The sequence below is a fragment of the Sphingomonas sp. ASY06-1R genome (genome assembly GCF_052180265.1).
Taxonomy (GTDB): domain Bacteria; phylum Pseudomonadota; class Alphaproteobacteria; order Sphingomonadales; family Sphingomonadaceae; genus Sphingomonas_I.
The window spans coordinates 969,086-994,697 of sequence record NZ_CP197464.1 but is presented as its reverse complement, the minus strand read 5'-3'; the positions used below and the strand labels follow the sequence as shown (position 1 = coordinate 994,697).

23 protein-coding genes are annotated in these 25,612 nt (G+C 65.1%); 9 read left to right on the top strand and 14 right to left on the bottom strand.

Annotation, left to right across the window (positions count from 1 at the left end):
- Positions 1-196: 196 nt before the first annotated feature.
- Both ACSBM8_RS04895 and ACSBM8_RS04890 read right to left on the bottom strand, forming a co-directional pair.
- Positions 197-901: a TonB-dependent receptor gene (locus tag ACSBM8_RS04895; RefSeq protein WP_442680536.1), complete on the bottom strand. Its 705-nt coding sequence runs from the start codon at positions 899-901 to the stop codon at positions 197-199.
- Positions 902-1,077: 176 nt separating this feature from the next.
- Entirely contained in the window at positions 1,078-1,548 is a 471-nt protein-coding gene (locus tag ACSBM8_RS04890) for a GNAT family N-acetyltransferase (protein ID WP_442680535.1), read from the bottom strand.
- A 279-nt stretch (positions 1,549-1,827) separates the two neighbouring features.
- Between ACSBM8_RS04890 and ACSBM8_RS04885 the strand changes: the two genes are divergently transcribed.
- A complete protein-coding gene (locus tag ACSBM8_RS04885; protein WP_442680534.1) occupies positions 1,828-3,333 on the top strand; it encodes a serine hydrolase domain-containing protein in 1,506 nt (501 codons plus the stop codon).
- 275 nt (positions 3,334-3,608) lie between these two features.
- Here the strand turns inward: ACSBM8_RS04885 and ACSBM8_RS04880 are convergent, their stop codons facing one another.
- The 5 genes from ACSBM8_RS04880 to ACSBM8_RS04860 form a co-directional block, all read right to left on the bottom strand.
- Positions 3,609-4,049, bottom strand: coding sequence for an Imm30 family immunity protein (locus ACSBM8_RS04880; protein ID WP_442680533.1), 441 nt, complete (start codon positions 4,047-4,049; stop codon positions 3,609-3,611).
- Between the two features lie 223 nt (positions 4,050-4,272).
- Positions 4,273-5,019 carry an SDR family oxidoreductase gene (locus ACSBM8_RS04875; protein WP_442680532.1) on the bottom strand — a complete coding sequence of 249 codons (747 nt, stop codon included), beginning with the start codon at positions 5,017-5,019 and terminating at the stop codon, positions 4,273-4,275.
- Positions 5,020-5,123: 104 nt separating this feature from the next.
- Positions 5,124-6,197 (bottom strand): acetate/propionate family kinase, encoded by a 1,074-nt coding sequence (locus ACSBM8_RS04870; RefSeq protein WP_442680531.1) that lies wholly within the window; start codon positions 6,195-6,197, stop codon positions 5,124-5,126.
- On the bottom strand, positions 6,194-8,608 hold the full coding sequence (locus ACSBM8_RS04865; protein ID WP_442680530.1) for a phosphoketolase family protein: 2,415 nt from the start codon (positions 8,606-8,608) through the stop codon (positions 6,194-6,196). The genes ACSBM8_RS04870 and ACSBM8_RS04865 overlap by 4 nt, the downstream gene beginning before the upstream one ends.
- A gap of 118 nt (positions 8,609-8,726) precedes the next feature.
- Positions 8,727-9,128 (bottom strand): GFA family protein, encoded by a 402-nt coding sequence (locus tag ACSBM8_RS04860; RefSeq protein WP_442680529.1) that lies wholly within the window; start codon positions 9,126-9,128, stop codon positions 8,727-8,729.
- Between the two features lie 144 nt (positions 9,129-9,272).
- Between ACSBM8_RS04860 and ACSBM8_RS04855 the strand changes: the two genes are divergently transcribed.
- A complete protein-coding gene (locus ACSBM8_RS04855; protein ID WP_442680528.1) occupies positions 9,273-9,818 on the top strand; it encodes a CbrC family protein in 546 nt (181 codons plus the stop codon).
- Positions 9,819-9,900: 82 nt separating this feature from the next.
- On the opposite strand, the gene dacB is transcribed toward ACSBM8_RS04855, so the two are convergent.
- The gene (gene dacB, locus ACSBM8_RS04850; RefSeq protein ID WP_442680527.1) at positions 9,901-11,358 is read right to left on the bottom strand and encodes a D-alanyl-D-alanine carboxypeptidase/D-alanyl-D-alanine endopeptidase; all 1,458 of its coding nucleotides are present in this window, start codon (positions 11,356-11,358) and stop codon (positions 9,901-9,903) included.
- A gap of 83 nt (positions 11,359-11,441) precedes the next feature.
- Here dacB and ACSBM8_RS04845 point away from each other — a divergent pair, with 83 nt between their 5' ends.
- Entirely contained in the window at positions 11,442-13,478 is a 2,037-nt protein-coding gene (locus ACSBM8_RS04845) for a S9 family peptidase (protein WP_442680526.1), read from the top strand.
- 763 nt (positions 13,479-14,241) lie between these two features.
- On the opposite strand, the gene ACSBM8_RS04840 is transcribed toward ACSBM8_RS04845, so the two are convergent.
- Both ACSBM8_RS04840 and ACSBM8_RS04835 read right to left on the bottom strand, forming a co-directional pair.
- Positions 14,242-15,093 (bottom strand): phytanoyl-CoA dioxygenase family protein, encoded by an 852-nt coding sequence (locus ACSBM8_RS04840; protein WP_442680525.1) that lies wholly within the window; start codon positions 15,091-15,093, stop codon positions 14,242-14,244.
- A 16-nt stretch (positions 15,094-15,109) separates the two neighbouring features.
- A complete protein-coding gene (locus tag ACSBM8_RS04835) occupies positions 15,110-16,729 on the bottom strand; it encodes an N-acyl-D-amino-acid deacylase family protein (RefSeq protein ID WP_442680524.1) in 1,620 nt (539 codons plus the stop codon).
- A 50-nt stretch (positions 16,730-16,779) separates the two neighbouring features.
- Between ACSBM8_RS04835 and ACSBM8_RS04830 the strand changes: the two genes are divergently transcribed.
- Entirely contained in the window at positions 16,780-18,435 is a 1,656-nt protein-coding gene (locus ACSBM8_RS04830) for an alkaline phosphatase family protein (protein WP_442680523.1), read from the top strand.
- 54 nt (positions 18,436-18,489) lie between these two features.
- Positions 18,490-19,242 carry a polyphosphate kinase 2 gene (gene ppk2, locus ACSBM8_RS04825; RefSeq protein ID WP_442680522.1) on the top strand — a complete coding sequence of 251 codons (753 nt, stop codon included), beginning with the start codon at positions 18,490-18,492 and terminating at the stop codon, positions 19,240-19,242.
- Between the two features lie 75 nt (positions 19,243-19,317).
- On the opposite strand, the gene ACSBM8_RS04820 is transcribed toward ppk2, so the two are convergent.
- Positions 19,318-20,277 carry a hypothetical protein gene (locus tag ACSBM8_RS04820; RefSeq protein WP_442680521.1) on the bottom strand — a complete coding sequence of 320 codons (960 nt, stop codon included), beginning with the start codon at positions 20,275-20,277 and terminating at the stop codon, positions 19,318-19,320.
- Here ACSBM8_RS04820 and ACSBM8_RS04815 point away from each other — a divergent pair.
- The 4 genes from ACSBM8_RS04815 to ACSBM8_RS04800 all read left to right on the top strand — a co-directional run bounded on the left by ACSBM8_RS04815 (position 20,254) and on the right by ACSBM8_RS04800 (position 22,677).
- Positions 20,254-20,664 carry a hypothetical protein gene (locus tag ACSBM8_RS04815; protein WP_442680520.1) on the top strand — a complete coding sequence of 137 codons (411 nt, stop codon included), beginning with the start codon at positions 20,254-20,256 and terminating at the stop codon, positions 20,662-20,664. The genes ACSBM8_RS04820 and ACSBM8_RS04815 overlap by 24 nt on opposite strands.
- Before the next feature lie 17 nt (positions 20,665-20,681).
- The gene (locus tag ACSBM8_RS04810; RefSeq protein ID WP_442680519.1) at positions 20,682-20,942 is read left to right on the top strand and encodes a hypothetical protein; all 261 of its coding nucleotides are present in this window, start codon (positions 20,682-20,684) and stop codon (positions 20,940-20,942) included.
- Positions 20,943-21,124: 182 nt separating this feature from the next.
- On the top strand, positions 21,125-22,333 hold the full coding sequence (locus ACSBM8_RS04805) for a hypothetical protein (RefSeq protein ID WP_442680518.1): 1,209 nt from the start codon (positions 21,125-21,127) through the stop codon (positions 22,331-22,333).
- Positions 22,330-22,677 (top strand): hypothetical protein, encoded by a 348-nt coding sequence (locus ACSBM8_RS04800; RefSeq protein ID WP_442680517.1) that lies wholly within the window; start codon positions 22,330-22,332, stop codon positions 22,675-22,677. Before ACSBM8_RS04805 ends, ACSBM8_RS04800 begins: the two co-directional genes overlap by 4 nt.
- A gap of 12 nt (positions 22,678-22,689) precedes the next feature.
- Here ACSBM8_RS04800 and ACSBM8_RS04795 read toward each other — a convergent pair whose 3' ends face one another.
- The 3 genes from ACSBM8_RS04795 to ACSBM8_RS04785 form a co-directional block, all read right to left on the bottom strand.
- Entirely contained in the window at positions 22,690-23,799 is a 1,110-nt protein-coding gene (locus ACSBM8_RS04795; protein ID WP_442680516.1) for a sensor histidine kinase, read from the bottom strand.
- A gap of 126 nt (positions 23,800-23,925) precedes the next feature.
- Positions 23,926-24,345 carry a hypothetical protein gene (locus tag ACSBM8_RS04790; protein ID WP_442680515.1) on the bottom strand — a complete coding sequence of 140 codons (420 nt, stop codon included), beginning with the start codon at positions 24,343-24,345 and terminating at the stop codon, positions 23,926-23,928.
- Positions 24,346-24,392: 47 nt separating this feature from the next.
- On the bottom strand, positions 24,393-25,610 hold the full coding sequence (locus tag ACSBM8_RS04785) for a histidine-type phosphatase (protein WP_442681488.1): 1,218 nt from the start codon (positions 25,608-25,610) through the stop codon (positions 24,393-24,395).
- Positions 25,611-25,612: the final 2 nt, after the last annotated feature.

Here is a 25,612-nt window from a genome sequence, read left to right as displayed (position 1 = left end):
CCACCTCCCCCTGGCGGGGGAGGATTATGTACGCCGAACGGCAGCTCTTCTGACACTGGATCGTCGGACGCGCCATCACTGCCAAATCTGAGAAAGAGCCGGCGCCGGTGATCTGGCGAGTCACATTCCGGCACGCGGTCCAATCTGTACGCTTAATACGTACTTTGTCAACGGATGGGCGGCTCAGACCTCGCGATCAAGGCTTGGGGACGATGACCAGCTTGTAGGGGATGTAGAGCAGGACTTCCGCCGGCCCGGCCTGCGTCCATTGCACAGGCATGTTCAGGCCCTCGATCGAGACGGCATAACCTGCGCCCATCTTGGTCGAAAGCATCCGGGCATCTTCCATGACCTTGTCTGCGATCTGAGCGCGATATTGGTCCGGGCCGACGATCGACAGGGATGAATCATCGTCCATATCCATCTGCGCGCGGCCGACTTCCGGGACGGACTCGACGAAATACTCGATACGCTTTTCGGCGCGTGCCCCGCTTTCCTTCCCGCCGAGTTGCGCTTTGACGAGGAAGGAGATTTTCTGGCTGTCGGGGCGGCTGTCGTTAGACAATGTGATCTGATCGAGATTGTCGGGCGTGAGCGGCGTGAGAATATAGTCGCCATAGGCCAGCTGAACCCCATGCTTGCCGGCTAGCTGCACCGCCCGTTCCAGCATCTGACGGATTTCCACGGCGCGCTGTTTCGGGTCGCGCGTGTCGCCGCGGATGATGACCTGCTGCACGAGAAAATCGGCCGTGCGACGAAGGCCCACTGCGGGCATGTCGCGTTGATATCCGTCTTGCTCGGCCCGGGCGCCGGTCACCACAATCTCCTGCGCGGCGAGATCCTGCGCGGACGATGGCGCGGCAAGGATGACGGCCAATATTAACGGTAGCGCGCGTCGCATTGTTTCTCCCCTTTTCCTGTTTCCGCCAAGCAACGCGATGGACAACATCTCGTCAAGCTTGCGGGAACGCCGGCGCGCCTGCCGTTGATGCCGCACGGGGCTGCCGACCCAGCTGCGGAAAAGCGCTTTGATGTCCTCATTCCCGCAATTGCGGGGCGATCCTGGTCACGCTGTCGTCACCCGTCCGGAGTAGCTGGAGCCACGGGAAGGCGTAACTCGATCCGGCGATGACGCCGCGTTTTGAACCTGTCCGGCCCCACGCGGCGCGCTTCGACAAAACCGAGCGCGCGCCAGAAGCGGGCGCCGGGTTCATTATCCTCGATCACGGCGACGCGAAGCTCGGTCGCGCCCTCTGCAACCGCCCACGCCTCGAGCGTGCGATAGAAAGACGCGCCCACGCCATGGCCGCGCCACCGCGGATCGACGAGCATGAAGCCGAGATACCAGATGCCTTTGGTGGGATAGTCACGCAGGATCGCCGCGACCGCATATAGAGATCCGTTTTCCTTCCAGCCGAAGACGGCCTGATCTTGCGCGACTTTTCCCGGCGGGAGATCGGTGAAGATATCGCGCGCATTGCGCAGCGTGGGCGTCACACCATCCTGCAGCAGGAAATAATCGGCGCATCGGACATACAGGCTGGCCACATCCGGAACATCCGTCGGGGACATTCGCACGAGCGCGGACGGGGCAGGCATTTGATCGACCATAAGCGCGCTTATAGCCCAACCCGTGCGCTTCTTCCCGGATCGCCGCGGCACAGGCGGATCGTGCGTCTTTTCGCCTCCTTGCCCGCATTGGTGGCGATGCTTGACCTCCTGCACCGCCCGGCTAAGCAGGGGCATCGCGACAGGGGATTGGTTAGGGCACCGGGCCAATCCTGAACGAAGGATCGGCGGGCGCTGCCAATGACATGGCGAGCGCATATGCACCGTTTCGATCGACGCAGTCTTCTGGCCGGCGGGGCCGTGGTTCCGCTTGCGGCTTGGGCCTCCTCTGCCGCACCGGCACAATCACCATCGCTCCAGACGCTGCGCCTGCGTTCCAATGTTCATACCGGTCACGAGCACGGGACGCTGCCCGATCGCATGCAGCACCATGGCGTACCCGGCGTTGCGATAGCGACGATGCGCGGCGGCAGCATTGCGACGGCGCAAGGGTTTGGAACGCGCGTCGCCGGCACCGCATCGCCGGTGAACACCGAGACGCTGTTTTCGGTCGGTTCGGTCAGCAAGCTGGCCACCGCGCTCCTATGCCTACAGCTGGTATCCCGCCAGACCCTCGATCTGGATCAGGACGTGAATCGCTGGCTCAAGCGGTGGCATGTTCCCGTCGGGCCTGCAGGCGACGACCGCGCGGTGACGCTGCGCATGCTGCTGTCCCATAGCAGCGGCTTCAACGTCCATGGCTTTTCGGATTATCCGCCGGACGCGGTGCTTCCGACCCTGGCGCAGACGCTGAACGGAATGCCTCCGGCCAGGAACAAGGCGCTCGCCAGGATCGATCCGGCCGGCACGCGATCGCGCTATTCCGGCGGCGGATATATGGTCATCCAGGCCGTGATCGAAGATGCGACCGGCGAAGCCTTCGACCGGCTGGCGCACCAGCATGTGTTCGGCCCGCTCGGCATGACGCGGAGCCGGTTCATACCGGCGCCCGCTGCCGCGACCGACAATATCGCCCACGCCCATGACGGACGCGGACAGCCGGTTGCGCTGCCACGCGGCTGGCAGAGCTTTCCTGAACTTGCCGCCTCCGGCCTGTGGACGAACGCGCGCGACCTTGCCCGCATGGTCCTGGCGCTGGGCGCCAGTTACCGCACGCGCCAGAGCTTCCTCCCTCAGGAACTGGCGGTGGAGATGATGACCGTGGTCAGCCCCGGCTTCAATGGCCTGGGCCCACGGCTGGCAGGCCGAGGAGAGACGCGCATCTTCCATCATGCCGGCGCCAACGACAGCTACAAGGCGTATGTCGAAGGCAATCTCGCGACCGGCGACGGGCTGGTGGTGCTGACGAATGGCGAGCATGGCGACATTCTGGGCGACGAGATCCGCAACGCCGTCTCCGACGCCTATTGTTGGCCCGGCGATTGGTCGGTTCGGATCGCCGACATTCCCGCGACGGCGCTGGTCGACAGCTATGTGGGAACGTATCGGCGGCGCGACGCGCAAGACCCGATGGTGACCGGCTTCCTGGACACGGGGTTCAGCGCGGATACGATCGAGATCGTCCGGGGGCCGGACGGGATCATGATCCGGTCGCGTGGGCGCGACCGGCCGCTTGTCGCGGTCGACACCAATGGCTTCGTCCTGCCCGACGGCTATGTCCCCGCGGCAACCCTCGTCTTTCGCTTCATGCGTTCTGCGGACGGAAAGGGCAGCCACGTGCGGGCGGTTGCCGGCGAGGATGTTCTGCTGTTCGACCGGACATAGAAGCGAGCCCCGAAACCCGCTGCGTTGCGATCAGAACCACAGATCCCGCACGCAGCGCCTGTCCGAGGGCCGTGTCCCTGGGGGGGAAGCCGTGGCGTCATATACAGCGTTCCGTACGGGAATTGTTGGAACATCCGGAGGGACGGCCGATCGTTTGGAACCTGGCCCTTTCGCCCGAGCTTGAGGCTGCGAATGACGGATCGGTAACAGCGTCGCTCGCTGTCTTTGGAAGCGGCCTTCGGCGTACGCAGATGCGGGCTGCGGATGTTTGGCCCTCACGCCTTGGCGGCGGCGAGGACCGCAGCTGCCTTAGCCTGGAAGCGTGCGTCTTTGCTCAACTGCTCGCAGATCGTCGCGACGGCCTTCTTCGTCGGCAGAGACGCATCACGAAGCTGGGCTGTCAGTTCGGCATGATCCGTGTCCGAGTTGAGGACACGGATCATCAACGTCGTAGCCCACCACCGGCAGCTTTGCGCCAGCACCGGCAAGGCCGTGAGGAGACCTGCCCTATAGACCGGTCCATCGAACGACTCCGCCGTATGCAGTATCGACCACATGCCATCCTGATCGCCGCTCTCGTTGAGAAGCATCAGGATGGGGGCGATGATCGATGGGTCCAAGCGCGCGATGAGAGGCAGAAGTGCGTCGTCTATCTCCGACGCGGTGCCGCCATTGGCAACAACTCGACGCAGGTTTTTCAGTTCGTCGTCAAGCATCGGCCCGGTTTGCGCTGGCCGACGAACGTCCGCAAGCGAACGATGGGCGTCTGTCGGCCAATCACCGCGGCTCATGCTGATGCTGAATTGTCATCCGATGGGCGGGCGAAGAACAGGCATCGAAATACCGCTTAATGGCTGATCCCTCGGCACGCTTACTGTGGCGAGAGCTATGGGTCTGCGCGCCGCCCGTGATGACGGCGCAGCCAAGCCACTCGCGCAATCAGCTATATTTGGCGAGCATCTCCAACGCCTCGTCATATTGCCCCTTGGCCTCCGCCTCGCGGAAATAGCGAACGCGTTCCACGCATATTTCGGCGGGTGTGTTTTCCGCATGCAACAGAGCCATGACCTCATCGGCGAATTCATCGAGCGGCATGCTGCTCGGATCCGTGGACTGGCCGGGAGTCAGTTCGGTCTGCACCTGCGGCGGCACGATCTCGATCACCTCGACCCGGCCTTTCAGAAGGGGACGGATCGCAGCCGTATAGGAATGCAGGGCGGCCTTGGTCGCGCTGTAGGTCGGTGCCGCAGGATAGGGAACGAAGGCGAGGCCGGACGACATGTTGATGATCGCCGCGCCGGGCTGCGCGCTCAAATGGTCGATCAAGGCATTGGTCATACGGATCGGGCCGACGATGTTGGTCTGGATCATAGCTTCCGCGTCGGAGATATCGCGATGGGCGGTGATCTTCTCGGCGCTGTAGATACCCGCATTATTGACCAATATGTTGAGCCGGGGATGGTCAGCCAGAACCTTCCGGACGAACGCGTCGACCTCGTCGGCTACCGTCACGTCGAGAATGTAGGCCGCCATCCGTTCCCGGCCGGCAATTGCGTCATCCAGCATCTGCTGGCGACGCCCGGTGATGATCACGCTGCTGCCCGCATCATGCCAGCGATGCGCCAAGGCCCGCCCGATGCCCGAGCCGCCGCCGGTGATGAGAATAGTGTTGCCGGTGCTCTTCACGTCCTGGATCCTTGCTGTTTTTCCCGGCGGGGTCGCCGACTGGGCGCCCCCTTCCGGCCTATGTGTCGTTTCGGGACCGCTGCGGGCAGTGCGCCGGAAACGCGCTAGCGGCCATGCAGGCACGCGAATACGCCGCGTGCGATCGCCGCCCCTTCCTGCGAGGGTAATATGCGCACCGTAATATCTCCCCCGCCGGTCGCCGCCCGTTCCAACCGAACACCCGCCCAGACAAGATCGTCGCAGATCGCAGAGCGGACCACGGCATCGTTCTCGCCAATGCCGCCGGTGAAGACGATCATGTCGGCACCGCCGAGCGAGGCCATCATTGCGGCAATCTGTTTGGCGACCGAGCGGCAGAAGATGGCGATGGCCAGCGCGGCATCGACGTCCGTCGCCGCCGCGGCGTGCAGTCTGCGGATGTCACCCGACAATGCCGAAATGCCCAGCAGGCCGGAACGGCGGTCTACCATATCCTCAATCGCGGCCGCATCCATGCCGCGTTCGCGCAAGAAATAGAGCAACAGGCCAGGATCGAGATCGCCGGCGCGCGTCGCCATCACGATGCCGCCCGACGGGGTCAGACCCATGCTGGTGTCGATCGACTGGCCGGCGCGGACGGCGGTGACGCTGGCACCGCTGCCGAGATGCGCGATGATCAGCCGCTCGGGCAGGTCCGTTCCCAGTTGATCGACGATCGACTGGCACGACAGGCCATGGAAGCCGTAGCGACGCACCCCCTCCCCGCGCAGTGCCTTGGGGATCGGCAAAACGGCGGCGACCTGTTCCAACCCTTCATGGAAGCCGGTGTCGAAACAGGCGACGTGCGGGACATCCGGATAACGCGCCTGTGCCGCCTGGATCAGCGACAGCGCGGCGGGGCCGTGCAGCGGCGCGAAGGCGGTGGCGCGATCCAGCCGGGCCAGGACATCCGCGTCGATGCGCACCGGCCCGAACAGATCGGGTCCGCCATGCACGATGCGGTGTCCGATCGCATCGGGTCGCACGCCGCCCAAAGCGGTGTCGATCCGGTCGAACATGTCGGCGGGCTGACTCCCTTCCACCTCGCCGGACATGCGGGCCTCGATCCGATCCGGCCCGGCTTCGTAAAAGCCGAACTTGAGCGACGAAGATCCCTCGTTCAGCGTGAGGATGCCGAGCGGGGGCAGCGCCGCGCTCATCGGCGCCATTGCCAGTCGCGTACCTCGGGCAGATCGTCGCCCTCTTCATAAACGTGTAGTTTATGCCGCTCGATCAGCGCCCAATAGCGCGCGGTCTCGTCCGCGACCCTATCGCGCAAGCGCGGGATGCGCTCGATCGCGTCGAGCGCCAGGCGATACCGGTCTAGATCGTTGAGCACGACCATGTCGAACGGCGTGGTCGTGGTGCCCTCGTCCTTATAGCCGCGGACGTGGATATTGTGATGGTTGGTCCGGCGGTAGGTCAGCTTGTGGATCAGCGCAGGATAGCCGTGGAAGGCGAAGATCACCGGCTTGTCGGTGGTGAACAGCGCATCGAAGGCGCGCTCGTCGAGCCCGTGGGGATGTTCCGACTGCGGCTGGAGTACCATCAGATCGACCACATTGACGACCCGGATCCGGATATCCGGCACAGTGTCGCGCAGCATCATCACCGCCGCCATTGTTTCCAGCGTCGGCACGTCCCCGGCGCAGGCCATCACCACGTCGGGCTCGCCGTCGTCGCTCGCCCATTCCCAGATGCCGGCGCCCGCGGTGCAATGGCGCACCGCATCGTCGATATCGAGCCACTGCGCCTCGGGCTGCTTGCCCGCGACGATGACGTTCACATAGTGACGGCTGCGCAGACAATGATCGGCCACCGACAGCAGGCAATTCGCGTCCGGCGGCAGATAGATACGGACGACATCCGCCTTCTTGCTGGCGACATGATCGAGGAAGCCGGGATCCTGGTGCGACAGGCCATTATGATCCTGCCGCCAGACATGCGACGTCAGCAGATAGTTGAGCGACGCGATCGGCCGGCGCCACGGAATCGTGCGCGTGACCTTCAACCATTTCGCATGCTGGTTGACCATGGAATCGACGATGTGGACGAACGCTTCGTAGCAGGAGAACAGGCCGTGGCGGCCGGTGAGCAGATAGCCTTCCAGCCATCCCTGGCAGAGATGCTCGCTCAGCACCTCCATCACGCGGCCATCCCGGCTGAGATCGGTGTCGTTCGCCTCCGTGTCCGCCATCCACGTCTTGCCGGTCACTTCATAGACCGCCTGCAAGCGATTGGAGGCGGTCTCGTCGGGGCCGAACAGGCGGAAGTTGGCCGAGTCCGCGTTCAGCGCCATGACGTCGCGCAGATAGCCGCCCAGCACGGCGGTCGCCGCGGCCTGAACCTGGCCGGGGCCTGCCTGCGCGACGGCATGATCCCGGAAATCGGGCAGGGATAGCGGCTTCAACAATTCGCCGCCATTGGCGTGCGGGTTCGACCCCATCCGGCGATGGCCGGTCGGGGCGAGCGCCGCAAACTCCTCTCGAAACTTGCCGGCCGCGTCGAACAATTCCGCCGGGCGATAGCTTTGCATCCATTGCTCGAGCTGACCGAGATGCGCCGGGTTCTTGAAGTCCGCGATCGGCACCTGGTGCGCGCGCCACGTTCCTTCGACGGGCAAGCCGTCGACGAATTTCGGGCCGGTCCAGCCCTTGGGCGTCTTCATCACGATCATCGGCCAGCGCGGCCGGTCCGCGACGTCGGCGCCCGATCGCGCCTCGACCTGCACCGCCTTGATCCGGTCGAGCACAGTATCGAGCGTCGCCGCGAGTTGCTGATGCACGTCGGCAGGGTCGTCACCTTCGACGAAGTGCGGCTCATAGCCATAGCCGTGCATCAGATCGATCAGTTCGTCCTGGCCGATCCGCGCCAGCACGGTCGGGTTGGCGATCTTGAAGCCGTTCAGATGCAGGATCGGCAATACCGCCCCGTCCCGCGCCGGGTTCAGGAATTTGTTGCTGTGCCAGCTCGTCGCCAGGGCGCCGGTCTCGGCCTCGCCATCGCCGACGACGCAAGCGACGATCAGGTCGGGATTGTCGAACACCGCGCCGAACGCATGAGCGAGAGAGTAACCGAGTTCGCCGCCTTCGTGGATCGATCCGGGTGTCTCGGGGGCGACGTGGCTGGGGATACCGCCGGGCCAGGAAAATTGGCGGAACAGCCGGCTCATGCCGCCGCTGCTGCGCTCGATCGCGGGATAGCGCTCCGTATAGGAGCCCTCGAGATAGGTGTTGGCAACCAGACCCGGCCCGCCATGGCCCGGGCCGATGATGGCGATCATGTCGAGTTCGCGCGCGACGATGACGCGATTGAGATGGACGTACAGCATGTTCAGGCCGGGCGTCGTACCCCAATGCCCCAGCAGCCGGGTCTTCACATGCTCAATCGCGAGCGGCTCCGTGAGCATCGGATTGCTCCGGAGGTAGATCTGGCCGACCGACAGGTAATTGGCGGCCCGCCAATAGCCGTCCATCCGCCGCAGCATATCGTCCGACAAGGGGCCTTGCGTGGGCACGGCCGATACCGCCGGAGCGGGAGGATCGGCCGGGCGCGGTGCACCGTTCGTCATAGCGATAATCCTCCGGAGATGTTCAGCGAGCGCGTGTTGTAGCATTAATCCCGGACATATGTCGGGTTCGCGACATCCCCATTCGTACGGCAGGCTGGTTCCGCGGTTTTGCCGTCGATCAGAACCAGAGATCGCGGACGCAGCGGCCGTCGGAGGGGAGATCATCGAACGTATCGAGGCCGTCGAAACGATCGATCGGCAGATGTTCGACCGCTTCGGGCGGCGCGAGCCGAAGGTTGACGGCCATGCGACGGCGGCCGTCCTCCTCGAGCCTTAGCCCGCGCCAGCACAATATGTTGGCGCAGGAGGGGCAAAAGTGGATTTCGAGCGCCGGATCGGCTTTTCCGGGGCGGGTATAGGTGCTGGTCGGGCCGACGAGAGCGATCCGCTCGCCTTCATAATCATAGGCCCACAGGGCGGCGTACCGCCGACATAAGGTGCAATTGCAGGCGGTGATGGAGCCGGGATCGCCCTCAAGCGTCCAGTGCGCTTGGCCACAATGGCAGCTTCCTGTCAGCATCCTGTGGCTCCCTCGTTCCGTTTCGCGGATCATCGCAGGACGGCAATCGAATAGGAAGCCGCTGCCGACAGCATAAGCAGCGGGCTTGCGGGCGGGCGGCTTCGTGCCCAAAGTCGGTAGCGCTGCCATGCTCGGGAGAAATCGGTGCGCACCCTGCCCGCATTCACATATCACCCCGACCCCGTTGCAACGGGCAGCGTCCGGGCTTCCGAGGCACAATGTGTGTGCTGCGAACAGGTGCGCGGCACTATCTATCTCGGCCCGGTTTATGCCGAGGAGGAGCTTGAGGAAGCGCTGTGCCCCTGGTGCATCGCGGACGGATCAGCGCACGCGAAACTGGGGGCGAGCTTCACCGACGAACTCGGGATAGGCAGCCGCGGCGATTGGGATAAAGTTTCGGCGGATGTGGTCGCGGAGGTCGCCTATCGCACCCCCGGCTTCAGCGGTTGGCAGCAGGAGCAATGGTGGACGCATTGCGGGGACGCGGCCCTATTCCTCGGCCGTAGCGGGTTCCGCGAACTGGAACTGCTGGGCGCTGAGGCGATAGCGGCGATCCGGGACGACACGGGATTGCACGGCGAGGCGTGGGAGCGCTTCTATCGCGCGCTGCGCAAGGACAGCGCCCCGAGCGCCTATGTCTTTCGGTGCAGGCATTGCGGAACGCGTGGCGGGTACCAGGATTGCGACTGATGCCGGCGAGCGATTTCGGCGACGGATGACCATAAGCGGGACCCCGGCTCAAGGCCGGGGTGACGGGGATACGAAAGTGGCCTTAATTCTCCGCGGCGATGAGGTTGAGGGCATCCTCCACGGCTTTGGTGGCAGCCACGCCTTGCGGCACATCGTTGGCCAAGGCGGAGAAGGTGAGGGTGCGGCCGCTCTTGGCGATCATGTAGCCGGACAGCGCGTTGGTCTGGTTCAGCGTGCCGGTTTTGGCAAAGACCTTGCCCTCCAAGGGGGTGCCACGGAAGCGCCGGGATAGCGTGCCCGGACTCTGACCGCCGACCGGCAGGGTCGCCCGCCACTGCGCCCCCCAGGGCTGGGCGGCGACCCAGCGCAGGAACAGCATCGTGCCGCGCGGGGCGATGCGGTTGTAGCTCGACATGCCGGAGCCGTCGGCGAAGTCGTAGTCGACGCGCGGAACACCGGCCTTGCCGAGCATGTCGCGCACCACCGCAAGCCCATCGGCGACCGAGCCGCTGCCCTGCTTCTGCGCCACGCGACGCAGCAACAGTTCGGCGTGCAAATTCTGGCTGACCTTGTTGGTTTGGATCAGATCCTCCACCAACGGCGGCGGCGTCAACTTGGCCAGTACGGGCTGCGGCGGCGGTCGCATCGGCGGGGCGGTGCCGCGATGCGCGGGATCGTCGGACCAGGCCCGCAAGCGGTGGCGCACCTCGATCGTGCCGGTGACCCTGACCCCGCGCGCGGCGAGCAGCGTCTTGAGCCGCCAGGCGGCGTAACGCGCGGGATCGTCGATGCCGAGATGGAAGCGTTCCGGCTTCGCCTTCGCACCGATCGTGCCGCGCAGATGCAGGACAAAGCCGAAAGGCTCGCGATCATAATCGAGGTCGGCGGCATCACCGGGGACGGTGATCGCGCGGTTGTCGACCTGGTAATAAGCCGGCAGGTCCAGCGTCGGCGGCGTACCGATTGCCCCGGGCGATACGGTCATCGCCACCTCATTGTCGTCCAGCGTCAGCGCCGAGATGGCGGTGCCCGAGCCGGTCGGGATATTGTTCCAGCTCATCCCCTGGCTCCAGCGTTCGTCGGGAAAGACGCTGTCGTCGCCGATCACGTCGCGCACGACGCGCGTCCTGGCCGCGACCGCATCGGCCAGGGTCGCGAGGCAATCCACCGTGCAGTCCGGCGCGCTCGACAGGCGGGCATCGCCATGGCCCTCCAGCACGACGTCGGGCGCGCCCGGGCGATAGGTTTCAAGGCGTATGGCGGCGCCGCCTTCGGCATCGGGCCGATCCAGCCCGTCGAGCGTAGCGAACGCGGCCGCGGTGGTGAACATCTTCGTATTGGAGGCAGGCATGTAGCGCCCGTCGGGATCGATCGCGATCAGCTCGCGGCCCTGGTCATCCGCCACCACCAGGCCGAAGCGCGGCCCCTGCCCGGCGGCCTGCAACAGCGCTTCGACGCGGTTCTGGAGCGGTGGCGTGGCCTGAGCGACCGTAGGCGCCAGCGGCAACAGGATGGCGATGCACGAAATTCCCGACTTCATCGCCCCAAGCCTAAGGCAGATGCGGCGAAGCGCAATCGGGCAAATGGCTTGCTCCTGCGGATGCACGGTTACACAAGGCAGGAATGAACCGGAACGGATGGATGCTGGCGCTGTGCGCCATGGGACTGGCGCTCGCGCCGCCGGCCAGGGCGGACGCGCTGGAAGAGGCGCTGGCCCTGCCGATCGCGGGCGGCCTGACGGGTGCACAGGACAAAGCGCGCTTCGCCTGGGTCGAAAACAAGGCGGGCGTGCGCAACATCTGGATCGCCGACAAGGGCCAGCCGGCGCGGGCGATCACCGCCTTCCAGGAGGATGATGGCCTTCCCATCTCCGAGCTTGCCTTCACGCGCGACGGCGGCACGCTGGCCTTCGTGCGCGGAGGAGATCCGGAATATCCCGACGAAGAGGATGGGCCGAATGCGGCGAGCTTTGCCGCCTGGCCGAAGCAGCAATTGTTCGTCACGGCGCTGGATGGCGGTGCGCCGACGCTGATCGGCGGCGGCCATGCGCCTAGCTTTTCGCCGCAAGGCGATATGCTGGCCTACACCTATCGTGGTGCGCTCTACCTGTGGCAGCGCGGCAGCGACAGCCGTCGCGTGGCAAAGGTCGCCGGGGATGTCGGCGATTTGCAATGGTCGCCCGACGGCAAGCAGCTGCTGTTCACCGATAACCGCCGCGGCCACAGCTTCGTCAGCCTGTTCGATATCGGCAGCGAACATGTGCGCTATATCGATGCGGAGCTCGGTTGGGCGATCCAGCCGGTCTATTCCCCCGACGGCAAGCAGATCGCCTTCCTCTTCGCGGTCGACCCGCCAACCGGCGCCAAGGAGGATAGCGGCCCCTATTGGTCGCTGCGGATCGCCGACGCCGCGACGGGGGCACACCGGATCCGGTGGAGCGCACCGCAGGGCACAGGCGCGCGCTATGCCGGTACGCGCGGGCAGAATCTGTTCTGGAGCAAAAGCGGCACGATCGTCTTCCCGTGGGAAGCGAGCGGCTGGCTTCATGCTTATGCGATCGATCCCAAAGGCGGCAGCCCGCGCGAACTGACGCCGGGGGCGTTCGAGCTCGACACCTATACGCTGAGCCCGGACGGCAACAGCCTGGTCTATGCCGCCAACGACGCGAGGGATCTCGACCGCCACCATGTCTGGCGCGTGGCGTTGCGGGGCGGAACGCCCGAGCCGGTGACGCGCGGCAGCGGCATCGAATCCTATCCGCTCTTCGCCGGCGACACGATGGCGGTGACCGCCACCGACGCGACCCATCCCGCCTACCCGGCGCTCGCGGGGCGGACGCTCTCACCGCTCGGGGCAGCACCGGCGGCGCGTGGCTTCGTCGCGCCGGAAGCGGTGCTGTTCAAGGCGGAGGACGGGGTCGAGGTTCATGCCCAGCTGTTCCGGGCGCGGGGCGCGGGCAAACATCCGGCCTTGATCTTCGTCCATGGCGGGCCGCGGCGGCAGACGCTGCTCGGTTTCCACCCGTCCGGTTATTATTCCAACGCCTATATCCTGAACCAGCATTTCGCGGCGGAAGGCTATGACGTGCTGTCGGTCAATTATCGTAGCGGTACCGGCTATGGCCGCGCCTTCCGCGATGCACCGGGGATCGCGCGCGAGGGCGCGAGCGAATATCGCGACGTGCTGGCGGCGGGACGCTGGCTGGCGGTGCAAAGCCATGTCGATCCGGCGCGGATCGGCATCTGGGGCGGAAGCTGGGGCGGCTATCTGACCGCGCTGGCATTGGCACGGAACAGCGACCTGTTCGCGGCGGGCGTGGATTTCCACGGCGTGCATGCGATGGTGCGGCCGGTGGAGAATAATCTCTCACCCGATGCGCAGGCGGCGGCGCAGCGGCTGCAATGGACCTCATCCCCGATGGGATCGATCGACAGTTGGCGTTCGCCGGTGCTGCTGATCCATGGCGATGACGACAAGAATGTCGATTTCGGCCAGTCGATCCTGCTGGCGCGCGAACTGGCGGCGCGGCGGATTCCCTATCAGGATCTGGTATTCCCGAACGAGCGCCACGGCTTCCTGCGCTATGCCAACTGGCTGGCAAGCTATCGCGCGACGGATGCCTTTTTCCGCGAGACGTTGATGGAGAAGACGGCGCGGTAAGCGGGCTTTGTCGCTGCCCTCCCCCTCCGTCAGGCTAGCGCCTGCCACCTCCCCCTGGCGGGGGAGGATTGATCCCTCGCTATGATCCTCCCCAGCCAGGGGGAGGTGGCGCCGTAGGCGACGGAGGGGGAGGACGGCGATGCGCCGCTGGGTTCCGCGCGCATATGTCGTGATGGTCTGTGGCGGCAGCAGATGACGTGACGAAGGGGTTTCTGCGAGGCAATCGATCCGAGAGCTGATCGCTGTCCTCCCCCTCCGTCAGGCTACGCCTGCCACCTCCCCCTGGCGGGGGAGGAATGACCGCTCGCTATGATCCTCCCCCGTCAGGGGGAGGTGGCGCCGCAGGCGACGGAGGGGGAGGACGGCGATGCGCCGCTGGGTTCCGCGCGCATATGTCGTGATGGTCTGTGGCGGCAGCAGATGACGTGACGAAGGGGTTTCTGCGAGGCAATCGATCCGAGAGCTGATCGCTGTCCTCCCCCTCCGTCAGGCTACGCCTGCCACCTCCCCCTGGCGGGGGAGGAATGACCCCGCGCCATAATCCTCCCCCGCCAGGGGGAGGTGGCGCCGTAGGCGACGGAGGGGGAAGACGGCGATGTGGGCGCGGTTTGGCGAGCATATGTCGCGATGGTCTGTGGCTGCAGACGATAACGTGACGATCGCGTTCCTGCGAGGCAATCTATCCGAGAGCTGATCGCTGCCCTCCCCCTCCGTCAGGCTAGCGCCTGCCACCTCCCCCTGGCGGGGGAGGAATGAGGGGCTTTCAATCTACGTAGTGGGGTTCCGGGTGCTGGCGCAGGTCCTCGAAATGGACGATCGCCTGTTCGGGGCCGAATGGGACGGGGGCGCCGTCGCGGAACGCCCATTCGCCGCGGTCGCAATCCTGCGCGCGGACATAGCCGTTGATGTACAGACGACGCTGGTGATCGGACTGGTTCGCGCCCGATCCGTGGATCAGATAGGGGCTCCATAGAGCGAGATCGCCCGGCGCCAGTTCCACCTCGATGACGTCGTCGGGCGAGAAGCCGGCGCCGATCAGCACGCTGTCATTCAGGGCATTGCCCAGCACCTCGATCGACGTGTCGAGATCGATGTCCCCGCGCAGGTGGCTGTGGGGCACGAACTTCATGCAGCCCGATTGCGGCGTGTGCGGATCGATGGCGAGGCCGGTCTGGACATACGAGGTGCCGAGGTTGCGATAGGCGTGCGCCGGCAGGCGAAAGCGCGAATCCTGATGCCAGGCAAAGTCGCCCTTGGCGCCGGGCGTCTTCCAGTGCAGCTGGTTGATGATCTGTTTGAGATCGCCGCCGATCAGCGGATCGAGCGCCTGCGCCATGCGCGGATCGAGCCGGACCGCATTCAGCACCGGCTGATGATAGGACATCCATTGCGCCATCCGCACCAGTGGCGGATCGCCCGGCGCGACATTGTAGAACAGGTTGCCGTGGCGGAAGCTGCGGCCATGGGCGACGCCTTCGGCATGGACCTGGTCCATCGCGTCCCCGATCGCCGCGATCTCCTGCCCGGAGAAGAGGCCGCGCAGGATGACGTACCCGTCGCGACGATATCGGGCGACGATATCGTCCTGCGTCCCGATCGGTTCATGATAGCCCATGCGCATCTCCTGCCGCCTAACGCTGCGGGCACGTGCCCGGGGTCGGTTGGTGCGGCAGCGCCCGCCCTGCCGCACGGCCGGTTAACGCACCATGATCGACCGCGACGACGCCGTTGACGAGCACGGTCTGCACGCCCGAGGCCAGGCGCGTGGGCTGTTCGTAGGTCGCCTGCGCGGCGTAGCTCCTGGGATCGAAGATGACGACGTCCGCAAAGGCACCGGGCTTGAGGTGGCCGCGCCCGGCGAGGTGAAACCAGTCTGCCGTCACGGCCGAGCTGCGTTCGATGAAGTCGCGGACGGTGATGACATGATCCGCCACCGCATATTTGGCATATTTGCGCGCGAACGTTCCATACACACGGGGATGGCCGGACGACGCATCGGAGTCGGTCATCACCCATGGGCGGCGCATGAAGGCGGCGATATCCGCCTCGCTCTGGTTGAAGGAGACGGTGGCCGGATCGGCGATACGGATGACCAGGATCGCCGCCGCAACCGGATCGACGCCGCGGCTTTTCGCGACGTCCGCCAACGTCCGGTTCTTGAACGGGCCTTCGACGATCAGCAGTTTTTCGGCACCGCCGCGTTTACGCAGATTTTCGACCATGCCGGTGCGCAGTCGCGGCTGCAGCGCGGGATCGTCGAACCGCTTGAGCAGGGCATCGCGGCCGCCATCCTGCGCCCATAAGGGGAGGAGCGAGGCGACCAGGCTCGTCCCACTGGCCGACCAGGGATATTGGCTGGCGGTGATATCGATCCCGGCGCGCTGGGCCGCCTCCACCTTGGCGATGATGGCGGGCGCTTCGCCCTGCACGTCCACGCCGAGCGCCTTGATATGGGAGATGTGGATCGGAACATGGGCGTCGCGCCCGATCGCGATGGCCTCATCGACCGCGGCTTTGAGCCCGACCGTATAGGAGGATTCGTCGCGGATGTGGCTGTCATAATAGCCGCCGCGCTGCCCCGCCTCCGCCGCAAGCGCGACCACTTCATCCGTCTTCGAAAAGCTTTGCGGCGCGTAGAAGAGCCCGCTGGAGAGGCCGAGCGCGCCATGGCACATCGCATCCGCCACCAGCGCCTTCATGCGGGCGAGTTCGGCAGCGGTCGGCGCGCGATCCGCTTCCCCTACAACCTTCTCCCGGATCGTGCCGAAGCCGACATAGGTGGCATAATTGATGCCGACCGGTTTTGTCCGCGCGCTGCCGAGCACGCGGCCAACATCGATCGCGCCGCCGCCGTCATTGCCGATGAAGGCGGTGGTGACGCCCTGCATCAAGAACGCGGGGATCAGGCGCTTGCCAGGAGCGTCCGAGGCAAGATCCGCCCCCATATGCGTATGCGGATCGATGAAGCCGGGCGCGACGATCTTGCCCGAGGCATTGATCACGCGCCGCGCCGTGACGGACAGAGATCGCCCAACGGCAGTGATCCGATCGCCGCTGACGGCCACGTCGCCCACGAACGGTGCGTCCGACCCGGTGTAGATGGTCCCGCCCCGGATCAGCAGATCGGCCGTCGCGGCCGAGGCTGCGACAGGGACCAAGGATGCGCTCAAACCGCCCAACAGGGCGACGATTCCGATCTTCATGCGCCACGCATAGGCCGGTGCGAAGCAATGGAAAATATGCAGTGTCATCGTTACGCAACAATGTGGCGCGAACGCATATTATTCTCCGGGAGATCAACATGGTGCGGGCGGGTTATTGGGTTGCGGCGGCATGGCTGATTGCCAGCGCATCGGCGGGCATGACGGCCAAGCCCGTGCCGGCACAGCCGAAGCTGGTGGTGGCGATTTCCATCGATCAATTTTCGGACGAATTGTTCCAACGCTATCGATCCAGCTTCACCGGCGGGCTGAAGCGTCTGGGCGACGGCATCGCCTTCACCGGCTATCAGAGCCATGCCGCGACCGAGACATGCCCGGGCCATTCCACGATCCTGACCGGGCGCCACCCTGCCGCGACCGGGATCGTCGCCAACACCTGGTATGACGCCAAAAGCGGCAAGAATGTCTATTGCGTGGCGGTGCCCGGCGTGGCCGATCCGGACGCGCGGGGGCCGCAAAACTTGCGCGTCACCACGTTCGGCGACTGGCTCAAACAGGCGCAACCGCGGGCACGTGTCGTCTCCATCTCGGGCAAGGATCGCGCGGCGATCATGCTTGGCGGACATAAGGCCGACGCGGTCTATTGGTGGAAGAACGGCACCGGCTTCACAACTTCGTCTTATGCCGGTCCGGCAACGGCCGGGGTGACCGCCCCGGCCACGGCGTTCAACCAGGCACTGTTCGCGCGCTGGCGCACCACTCCGCCCAAGCTGTGGCCGGCACAGGCGCCAGCCGCCTGCCAGGCGCTGGAACAGCCGCACCTGTTCGGCAAGCTGGCCGTTTCGGGCAAGGTCCCCCCGGATTTGTCGCTGACGGTGGAGAATGGCGACTTCGTCACCCGCGCCGACTTCCAGGATCAGCTGCACGTCTCACCGATCTTCGACCCGATGACGCTGGACTTCGTGGATCGGACGATCGACCGGCTGAAGCTGGGCCATGGACCGGCAACCGATCTGCTTGCCGTCAGCCTGTCCTCCACCGACTATATCGGCCACCGCTATGGCAATGGCGGCGCCGAGATGTGCGTGCAGATGCACGCGCTCGACCAGGCGCTCGGCGCATTCCTGGCCAAGCTCGACCGGTTGCGCGTGCCTTATGTCGTGGCGCTGACGGCTGATCATGGCGGGATCGATGCCGCCGAACGCGCGAGCGAACATGGCATCGCCGCCCACCGGATCGATCCGCGCGCGTTCGTAAAGGCGCTTAACGCAGCGCTCCAGGCGCAGTTCGGGCTGCATTCCGCCCCGATCGCAGGCGACGATCCGCAGCAATTGACGATCACGGTCGGCCCGGACGAGGCCTTGCGCCGCAAAGTACGCGATGCCGCGGTCGCGTGGCTGAAGCAGCGGCCCGAAGTCGCAGCGGTCTTCACCGCCGATCAGGTGGCAGCCGCCGCGCCCCCGGCCGGCAAATCCCCGGACCAGTTGACGGTGCTCGAGCGCTTCCACGAAAGCTATGACAAGGAGCGCAGCGGCGACATTCAGGTGGAGCTGGAGGAATATGCCAGCGTCGGCATGCCGCACAGCCCAGGCGACAATGTCGCCGGACATGGCAGCCCGTGGGATTATGACCGGCGCGTGCCGATCCTGTTCTGGTGGCCAGGCATCGCCCCCGAGCCGCGCACGGAGCCGATCGAGACGGTCGATATCGCGCCGACATTGGCGGCGATCGTGCACGTGCCGACGCCGGAGGTGGACGGCAAGTGCCTGACCGCGGTGGCGGGGCGCTGCCGATAGCGTCGGTTGACGAACGGTTTGACAGGCGCACGGTGCAGGGCCAACTCTGCCGCCATGAAACATTATCAGGAAGATCTGATCGCGCTGCAATGCGCGCTGGTGCGCACCCAGCAGGCGCTGATGGCGAGCGGCGCCCGCACCGTGCTGGTGATGGAAGGCCGTGATGGCGCGGGCAAGGACGGCAGCATCAAGCGCATCACGGAGCATCTGTCGCCGCGCAATACGCGGGTGGTGGCGCTGCCCAAGCCATCGGATCGCGAGACCTCCCAATGGTATTTCCAGCGCTATGCCTCCCACCTGCCGGCGGCGGGCGAGCTCGTGATCTTCAACCGATCCTGGTATAATCGGGCCGGGGTCGAGACGGTGATGGGCTTTTCCACGCCCGCGCAGCAGGCCGAATTCCTGCGCGACGCGCCCGATTTCGAGCGCATGCTGGTGGAAAGCGGGATCACGCTGGTGAAGCTGTGGCTCGACATCTCCAAGAAGGAGCAGGCGGCACGGCTGGATGCGCGCCGCACCGATCCGCTGAAGACGCTGAAAGTATCGGATCTCGACGCGGTCGCGCAGAAGAAGTGGAAGCAATATTCCGCCGCGCGCGACACGATGCTTACGCGGACCGACACGCCGCTCGCGCCCTGGCATTGCGTCCGGGCGGATCACAAAAAGCCGGCGCGACTGGCGGTGATCCGGCATCTAATCCAGCGCGTGGCCCCGGCGGAGATTGCGGCGACGGTGGAGCATCCCGATCCGAAGATCCTGTTCGCGTTCGAGCCGGAAGCGATCAAGGACGGTCGACTGGCGCCCTAGGCGCGCGCCGTAAGCGCGGCCCCTGCGGCCCTGCCCCGTCCACGGCGACATTGTCGCGGCTGACCGGCGGCCCGATCATGTTTTCGGTTTGGGCCCGTAGCGCCCGACATGGTCACTGAGCTTGTCGAAGATGTCCCGGTCATAGGGTGAGGGTTTGGTGCTTATGAAGTCGGCCGTCTCCTTAATCGTCACGGGCTTCCAGGCCGCGCCCGCCTGAATGCTGCGCCCCGCGCGTTGGGCGATCTTGTCATAATTCTTTGTGACGAGTTCAAATGCGGGAGTCAGCTCGCCAGCCTTCGATATGCCCGGCTTATACATGATGCGCACATATTTCCCGACAAGCTGAGACCTGGCCGCTTCTGACGTGACCGTTATGAGCAGGGTTCTCTGCCCTTTCTGCTCGTCAGTGGTTCCCGACAGATCCGTCTCGGCGAGTGCGGCTTTTAGATTGTCCTTGCCGACGCCGCCTTTGGGCCAATGGTGCTGATAAGGGAATTCGCGCCAGTCGCCATCGTCGTCTGTGAAGTGGGTCACCTGGAAATTGCCGCGCTTCATCTGGAAGCGGCCTTTCTCCACGTCCTTAATACCGTACGGGATCGAAAGCCGGCTGTGGTCGCCGTCAACATAGGTAATGCCGGTTTCGGGCGGAAGGACGCTGTCTGCATCCTTGTGCCAATCACGAAGTGCGACAAGGACGGCCAAATAGCTTTCTAATTTTTCATCCAACATGACCGACATCCCATCCCAAAAAGGGGGTCGCATAGCTGTTCGGGCGGAGTGAATGTTGCGGTTCAGGGCTACAGCGGTAAGATGGGCGGCCTTCCGCGGCATCTTCGCCTTCGCGCCGAATACAGACAGGCCGGCCTGAAACCGATCTTGCGACAACCCGGCCTTCAACGCCTTTACCGTGCGCACCGTCGGCGCGCGCTTGACGACTTCAATGGGCGCATCCCGTATATGGGAGTCGAACCCAGCTTGACCGCGACCCAGCTCCATAGGATCAAGGCCCCGGTGCTCTTGGTCGACAGCGATCATGACGAGGGCATGCTGGTGGAAAGTGGTATCACGATGGTCAAGCTGTGGCGCGACATCTCCGAAAAGGAGCAGGCTGAACGCCTGGATGCCCGGCGGACCGATCCCCTGAAGACGCTGAAAGTATCGGATCTCGACGCGGTCGCGCAGAAGAAGTGGAAACAATATTCCGCCGCGCGCGACACGATGCTTACGCGGACCGACACGCCGCTCGCGCCCTGGCATTGCGTCCGGGCGGATCCCAAAAAGCCGGCGCGACTGGCGGTGATCCGGCATCTAATCCAGCGCGTGGCCCCGGCGGAGATTGCGGCGACGGTGGAGCATCCCGATCCGAAGATCCTGTTCGCGTTCGAACCCGAAGCGATCAAGGACGGCCGACTGGCGCCCTAGGCGCGCGCCGACCGTCCATGGCGAAGAAGAAATATTATCTGACCGCCACGTTGCCCGATGGCTATGTGAAGACGATCGGCCCGACCGCGGCCGATTTCACCCATTATTGGCGGATCGTCGCCGAATTGCCTGGCGGACGCACCGAAGTCTTCTGGGGCCACACCAAATCGCTCGCCGACGCGCGCCGCAAGCGTGGTGCCGCCGCGGACGCCGCCAGCGCGCGCGGCTGGACACGCCATCGGTTCGAGATCGTCGAACTCGTCAAAACGGCGGGGTGAGCCGCGCTGGCAGGCCGCGTGTCCTGCCAAGGATGTCAGGAAATCGGCAAATCCATTCATAATGGTCTGAAATGGTGCACCGCACTTAATTAATCGCAAATATCTGAAAGAATATGAACTTTAGTTCGTGCTGCGACGTTCGGCAGCTGTTAATTTATCTCCAGATTGGTGCGAATATGCAAATGAAGACCACGCTTCTCGCGGGTGCGGCGCTGTGCCTTTTTTCCGGCGCTGCGCAGGCACAGACGACATCCCCCTGCCCGGCCGGCACGACCAATTGCACGATCAGTAATCAGGATGCCGGCCACAATGAGACGCAGGCCTCCGCATCGAACACCAATACGACCAGCTCCATCGCCGGCACGTCGAGCGCCAGCAATCAGAGCGGCAATACAATCTCGCCATCCTTCGACAATTCCGCACAGACGACACAGAATGCGACGACCACGACCGGGGCGATCGATTCATCCAGTAACGGCAATACCTCGTCGAATGCCAACCAGAGCAGCGCCAGTAACGGCCAGTCCAATACCGGGACGTCAACCAATACGCTGGGCGGCAGCTCTTCGGGCGGGAATACGCTGGGCGGCAGTTCGTCCGGCGGCAATACGGTAGGCGGCAGCACGTCGGGCGGCAACACGCTCGCCACCGGGCCGAGCACGAGCAGCACGGGGGCCAGCACCAGCAGCACCGGCGCGATCAACAGCAGCACCGGCGCCAGCACGAGCAGCACGGGTGCCAGCACAGCCTATCTGGGCGGCAACACGCAGGCGAATGGCAGCGCGTCCACCGTCGGCGCTACGACATCCACGTCCGGCGCCAATCACCTGGCGAGCGACGCCAATAATAGCGGCGGCAACAGCTCGACCTCGGTCGATGCGTCCGACCATAGCAGCTACCGATCCAAGGCGATCTTCATCCCGCCGGTCGTGCCGCTCACGCCGCCCTCGCAGCTGGCGGTCGGCAACATCATCAAGGAGACATCCGCGTGCGGGCCGTTGCAGCGGATCGTGCGTCAGGCCGTGACCGGCACCTTCATCGGCCTGTTCCGGAGTTCAGCGGTCCCGCAAGGCTGGTCTGACGACCTGGAGCCGTTCCGGGACGCCAATGGCGCGATCGTCGATTACCGACAGGAAGTGCTGTCGAACGGCGACATCCGCCTGTTCGGCAACCAGGTAATCATGTTCACCACCGTCATCGGGGTCGCCAGCAACCGCAATATCGCGCTGGGTGGCGGTGGCGGCGGTGGTAGCTGGGGTCAGGCGGGCATGGGCTCGTCCAGCTCCAACCAGCGCATGGTGACGAACATCCAGCTGCGCGAGTGCGAGATCGGCACAATGCATATGGTCGAGCGCGAACGCGAGGTTGCGCCGAAAGCCATCCGCGGATGAGTGTGGTCGTCAGCCTGAAGATGGCGACCATCTGCTTCCTGGGCCAGTGCCACCCGGCCCTGGTGGGACAGACCACCCCGCCGGGCCATTATCAGATGCGTCAGCGGTATGTGGTCTCACCGGGCTATGGTGGCGATGTGCTTGTCTTCAAGGAGGAGGCGCGCGATCTGCTGGCGATCCACCGGGTCTGGCTGGGTGCGCCCAGCCAGCAACGCCCGCAGCGGCTTGCGGCGGGCCAGGCGGCGCGGAGGCAGGGCGTGACGGGCGGCTGCATCAATGTCGCCCCCGACGTCTATGCCCAACTGATCGATTGTTGTGCGCGATCGGAACTGACGATCGAGTGACGCTCACGCGCGCTACGCTTCTGCCACGATCGGCGGCACATGGCCGGCGCCAGGCCGCATCACATCCGACGCGTCCGATGTCGGTTCAAGCAGATGGGGCGGGAGCCGGAGCGCCGCGCGTGTGCCATCCCGACGCTCCAGGTCAAATCGACCGCCCTGACCCCTGGCGAGACTCGTGGCGATCTGGAGACCCAGGCTTGTGCCCTGCTTCGCCTCAAAATTCTCCGCCAGGCCGTGGCCGTCGTCATCGATCGTCACGGTGAGGCCGGTTCGGTTATCGCCGGTCACCGTGACGACGATCTGGCCGCTCCGCCCCTTCGCAAAACCATGTTCGATCGCATTGGCGACGGCCTCCGCCACGATCAACGCCGTCGGCACGGCCGCATCCGGCTGCAGCAATAGCCGATCGTCCCCGGCGAGGCTGAGGGCCAGATCCGTACGCCCGCTGGCTTCGACCACGTCGCGGCACAAGGTTTCGAGGAAGGGCAGAAGCGGCTGGGCGGAGCCGGACGGATCGTAAAGCTGGCGGCTGATCCGGCCTATCAAAGCAATGCGATTGGAGGCTTCGTCCAGTGCCGCGCGCCCGGCCAGGTCCGTCAGCCGCCGCTTCTGCATCGTCAGCAAACCTGCCGCCACTTGCAGATTGTTGGAGATACGATGTTGCAGCTCTCGGAACAGCAGCTCGCGCGTCGCCGCCAGCGATTGGCTGAGCTCCCGCTCCCGCGCCAATTGGCCATTGGCCGTCTGCATCCAGTGAACCAGCGCCAGATCGGTCGCGACCACGAACAGATAGAAGGCCAGCGCAAAGCCGGTCGCGCCCGACAGCGCAAAGCTGCGATAAGGTGGAATGAAGAAGTACCAGGCGAGCAAACCGCATGCTGCCGCCGCAACGGCACCGAGCCGTATCCCGAACAGGAACGACGTGATGATCACGGCGGGGAAGAAAGTGACGTAGGGAAAGCCCGGGGGCAGCGACGGGCTGGCGATGGTCCGAACGACCCACGCCAGCGCGACGATGGCGATCGTCGCCGCCAATCCCACCAGCGGCCGGCCGCGCGCCATGGGGAGCCGCTCGGCCCAGCGACGCCAATGCGCCGCAGCTGTGATCGATCTTCCCCGCACTGCCACCTTCGTAGGTGATTGCGCAGCCCCGGTCACCCCTGCCCTTCCGCGATGATGCTAGCAGTTCGCGTTAAATCAAACTGGAGAAGCGGGAACGTTCGCCACCACGCTGAAGCGTCGGCGTGGTTAGCTGCCGTCTCCGCGCGCGGTCAGGCTGCGAGTGTAATCGCTCTCCCGTATCGCATCGGTGAGAAGGGAAAGCACCTCCGCAGCACGTAAGCGGATCGCCTGCCAGCGCGGATCTTTAAACAAGGCTTCCCGCACCCAGAAATCCCCATGTGTTGATCCACTCCAGCGGATCAACATGTCGTTGAGCGTCTGGAGAGCATCAATCTCAACCTGAGTGATTTCGCCGAACCTGAGCATGTGGCTCACGGCTATAAAGCCATCCTCAAACTCCAGCGCGAGCTCATCGTTGCCGTAACCGTCGGCGTTTTTGCCACCTGTCAGACCTGAGAAGATTCCATCCAGATGTGAGACCTGCGCCTCGGCGGGAGCAGCCAAGTTCGCAACTGCCTCTCGCAAAAAGGTGTAGCGCGTGCCCATCACTCCATCCTAGTTGGCGTCCAAATAGCGCGCAACCGGCAGGCCGATTATGGGATTATGCCCCAGTCGCGCGGTGCAAGCCGCTGCAGGGCGCGGTCGAGCGGGCATAGTGACGGGCATCCCGCTATCGATAGGACTTCCCGGTGGGGTGGGCTGGCGGCGAACGTGCGGATCTGTTCGAGCGACTGGCTGCGGTAGGACACGCGGACGTAGCGACGGCCGCCCTGCGCGCGCAGCAATTCCAGGATTATGGCGCCGCCTGGGGAGGGATCGTCGGCGGCAAAGCCGGGGGCTTGCCAGTGGAGGCCGAGCATCCCGCCGAGACTGGCGACGTTGGTGTCATGTCCGATCAGCGCCACGATCCGCGGCGCGGTTGGTGCGGTGTCGCGCAGCGCGTCGGCGATCGTGCGGGCCAGCGGCGCGGCGTTGGCGGCAGCGAGATAAGGCGGCCGCGCCAACAACTGGAATTCGAGACTGTGGAAGGCGCTGAGCGCGGTGATGTCCGCCACGGTTGCGCGTCCCCAGCCGACCTGATCCATGGGCTTTCCGTCGGCATATTCGAGCAGCAGGATCTGGGCGGCGGTGGAGGCGCGATCGAGCGCGCCTTCCAGCTTGGGGCGCTTGGTGGCGCTTGCCGGCACGATCCGGGTGGCCTCGCGCGAGACGCCGCAGCCGCTACGCTGTGCACCGCATAGGATGCGATCGAGCCGAGCGAGGTTGACGCGCTGCCCGGCCTCGATCGCGCGGATGCCGCCCGAACCCAGCGCCTGGGCGACCGCGGCGTTGGCGCGGGCGGAATCGAAGGGCGCGCCATTCTCGCCGGCGGCGCGGAACAGCGGATCGTCCTCCCCCTGGGGGCGGTGATGATTGACGATGGAGCAGCCGGGCGCGACCCCCTGCAGATAGGCATCGCCGGTCGCTATCGTCCGCTGATCACTGTCAGAGACGAGGCGCATATTCGCCGGACAACCTTTGCGGGCGACCAGCCCCCCGCGCATCATCCAGGCGCGATCCGCCTGCCCTACCTGAACAATGGCGCGCGCACCGTGGGCGGTAAGATAACCCGGCACAACCGGCCACTGCGGCCATGGATCGGCGGCGATACCCGCCGGCATGGCGGGCGCCTTGGTCGGCGGCCGGACGCCATGACGCATCACCACGATCACACGCTCCAGCGTCAGGCCCCGCTCGGCCTGGGCAGCAGAGGCAGCCGCTAGCAATAGCGTCACACCGAGGGCGCGCCGGACGAGAGTGCGAAGGCGCATCA

Bases quoted from the DNA above. Each gene is read 5' to 3' on its own strand.
- ACSBM8_RS04810 (WP_442680519.1), top strand. From the start codon at position 20,682: ATGGCGAAGAAGAAATATTATCTGACCGCCACGTTGCCCGATGGCTAT.
- ACSBM8_RS04845 (WP_442680526.1), top strand. From the start codon at position 11,442: ATGAACCGGAACGGATGGATGCTGGCGCTGTGCGCCATGGGACTGGCG.
- ACSBM8_RS04895 (WP_442680536.1), bottom strand. From the start codon at position 901: ATGCGACGCGCGCTACCGTTAATATTGGCCGTCATCCTTGCCGCGCCA.
- ACSBM8_RS04880 (WP_442680533.1), bottom strand. From the start codon at position 4,049: ATGCTTGACGACGAACTGAAAAACCTGCGTCGAGTTGTTGCCAATGGC.
- ACSBM8_RS04790 (WP_442680515.1), bottom strand. From the start codon at position 24,345: ATGGGCACGCGCTACACCTTTTTGCGAGAGGCAGTTGCGAACTTGGCT.
- ACSBM8_RS04805 (WP_442680518.1), top strand. From the start codon at position 21,125: ATGAAGACCACGCTTCTCGCGGGTGCGGCGCTGTGCCTTTTTTCCGGC.
- ACSBM8_RS04830 (WP_442680523.1), top strand. From the start codon at position 16,780: ATGGTGCGGGCGGGTTATTGGGTTGCGGCGGCATGGCTGATTGCCAGC.
- ACSBM8_RS04785 (WP_442681488.1), bottom strand. From the start codon at position 25,610: ATGCGCCTTCGCACTCTCGTCCGGCGCGCCCTCGGTGTGACGCTATTG.
- ACSBM8_RS04820 (WP_442680521.1), bottom strand. From the start codon at position 20,277: ATGATCGCTGTCGACCAAGAGCACCGGGGCCTTGATCCTATGGAGCTG.
- ACSBM8_RS04870 (WP_442680531.1), bottom strand. From the start codon at position 6,197: ATGAGCGCGGCGCTGCCCCCGCTCGGCATCCTCACGCTGAACGAGGGA.
- ACSBM8_RS04865 (WP_442680530.1), bottom strand. From the start codon at position 8,608: ATGACGAACGGTGCACCGCGCCCGGCCGATCCTCCCGCTCCGGCGGTA.
- ACSBM8_RS04835 (WP_442680524.1), bottom strand. From the start codon at position 16,729: ATGACACTGCATATTTTCCATTGCTTCGCACCGGCCTATGCGTGGCGC.
- ppk2 (WP_442680522.1), top strand. From the start codon at position 18,490: ATGAAACATTATCAGGAAGATCTGATCGCGCTGCAATGCGCGCTGGTG.
- ACSBM8_RS04800 (WP_442680517.1), top strand. From the start codon at position 22,330: ATGAGTGTGGTCGTCAGCCTGAAGATGGCGACCATCTGCTTCCTGGGC.
- ACSBM8_RS04860 (WP_442680529.1), bottom strand. From the start codon at position 9,128: ATGCTGACAGGAAGCTGCCATTGTGGCCAAGCGCACTGGACGCTTGAG.
- dacB (WP_442680527.1), bottom strand. From the start codon at position 11,358: ATGAAGTCGGGAATTTCGTGCATCGCCATCCTGTTGCCGCTGGCGCCT.
- ACSBM8_RS04885 (WP_442680534.1), top strand. From the start codon at position 1,828: ATGCACCGTTTCGATCGACGCAGTCTTCTGGCCGGCGGGGCCGTGGTT.
- ACSBM8_RS04840 (WP_442680525.1), bottom strand. From the start codon at position 15,093: ATGGGCTATCATGAACCGATCGGGACGCAGGACGATATCGTCGCCCGA.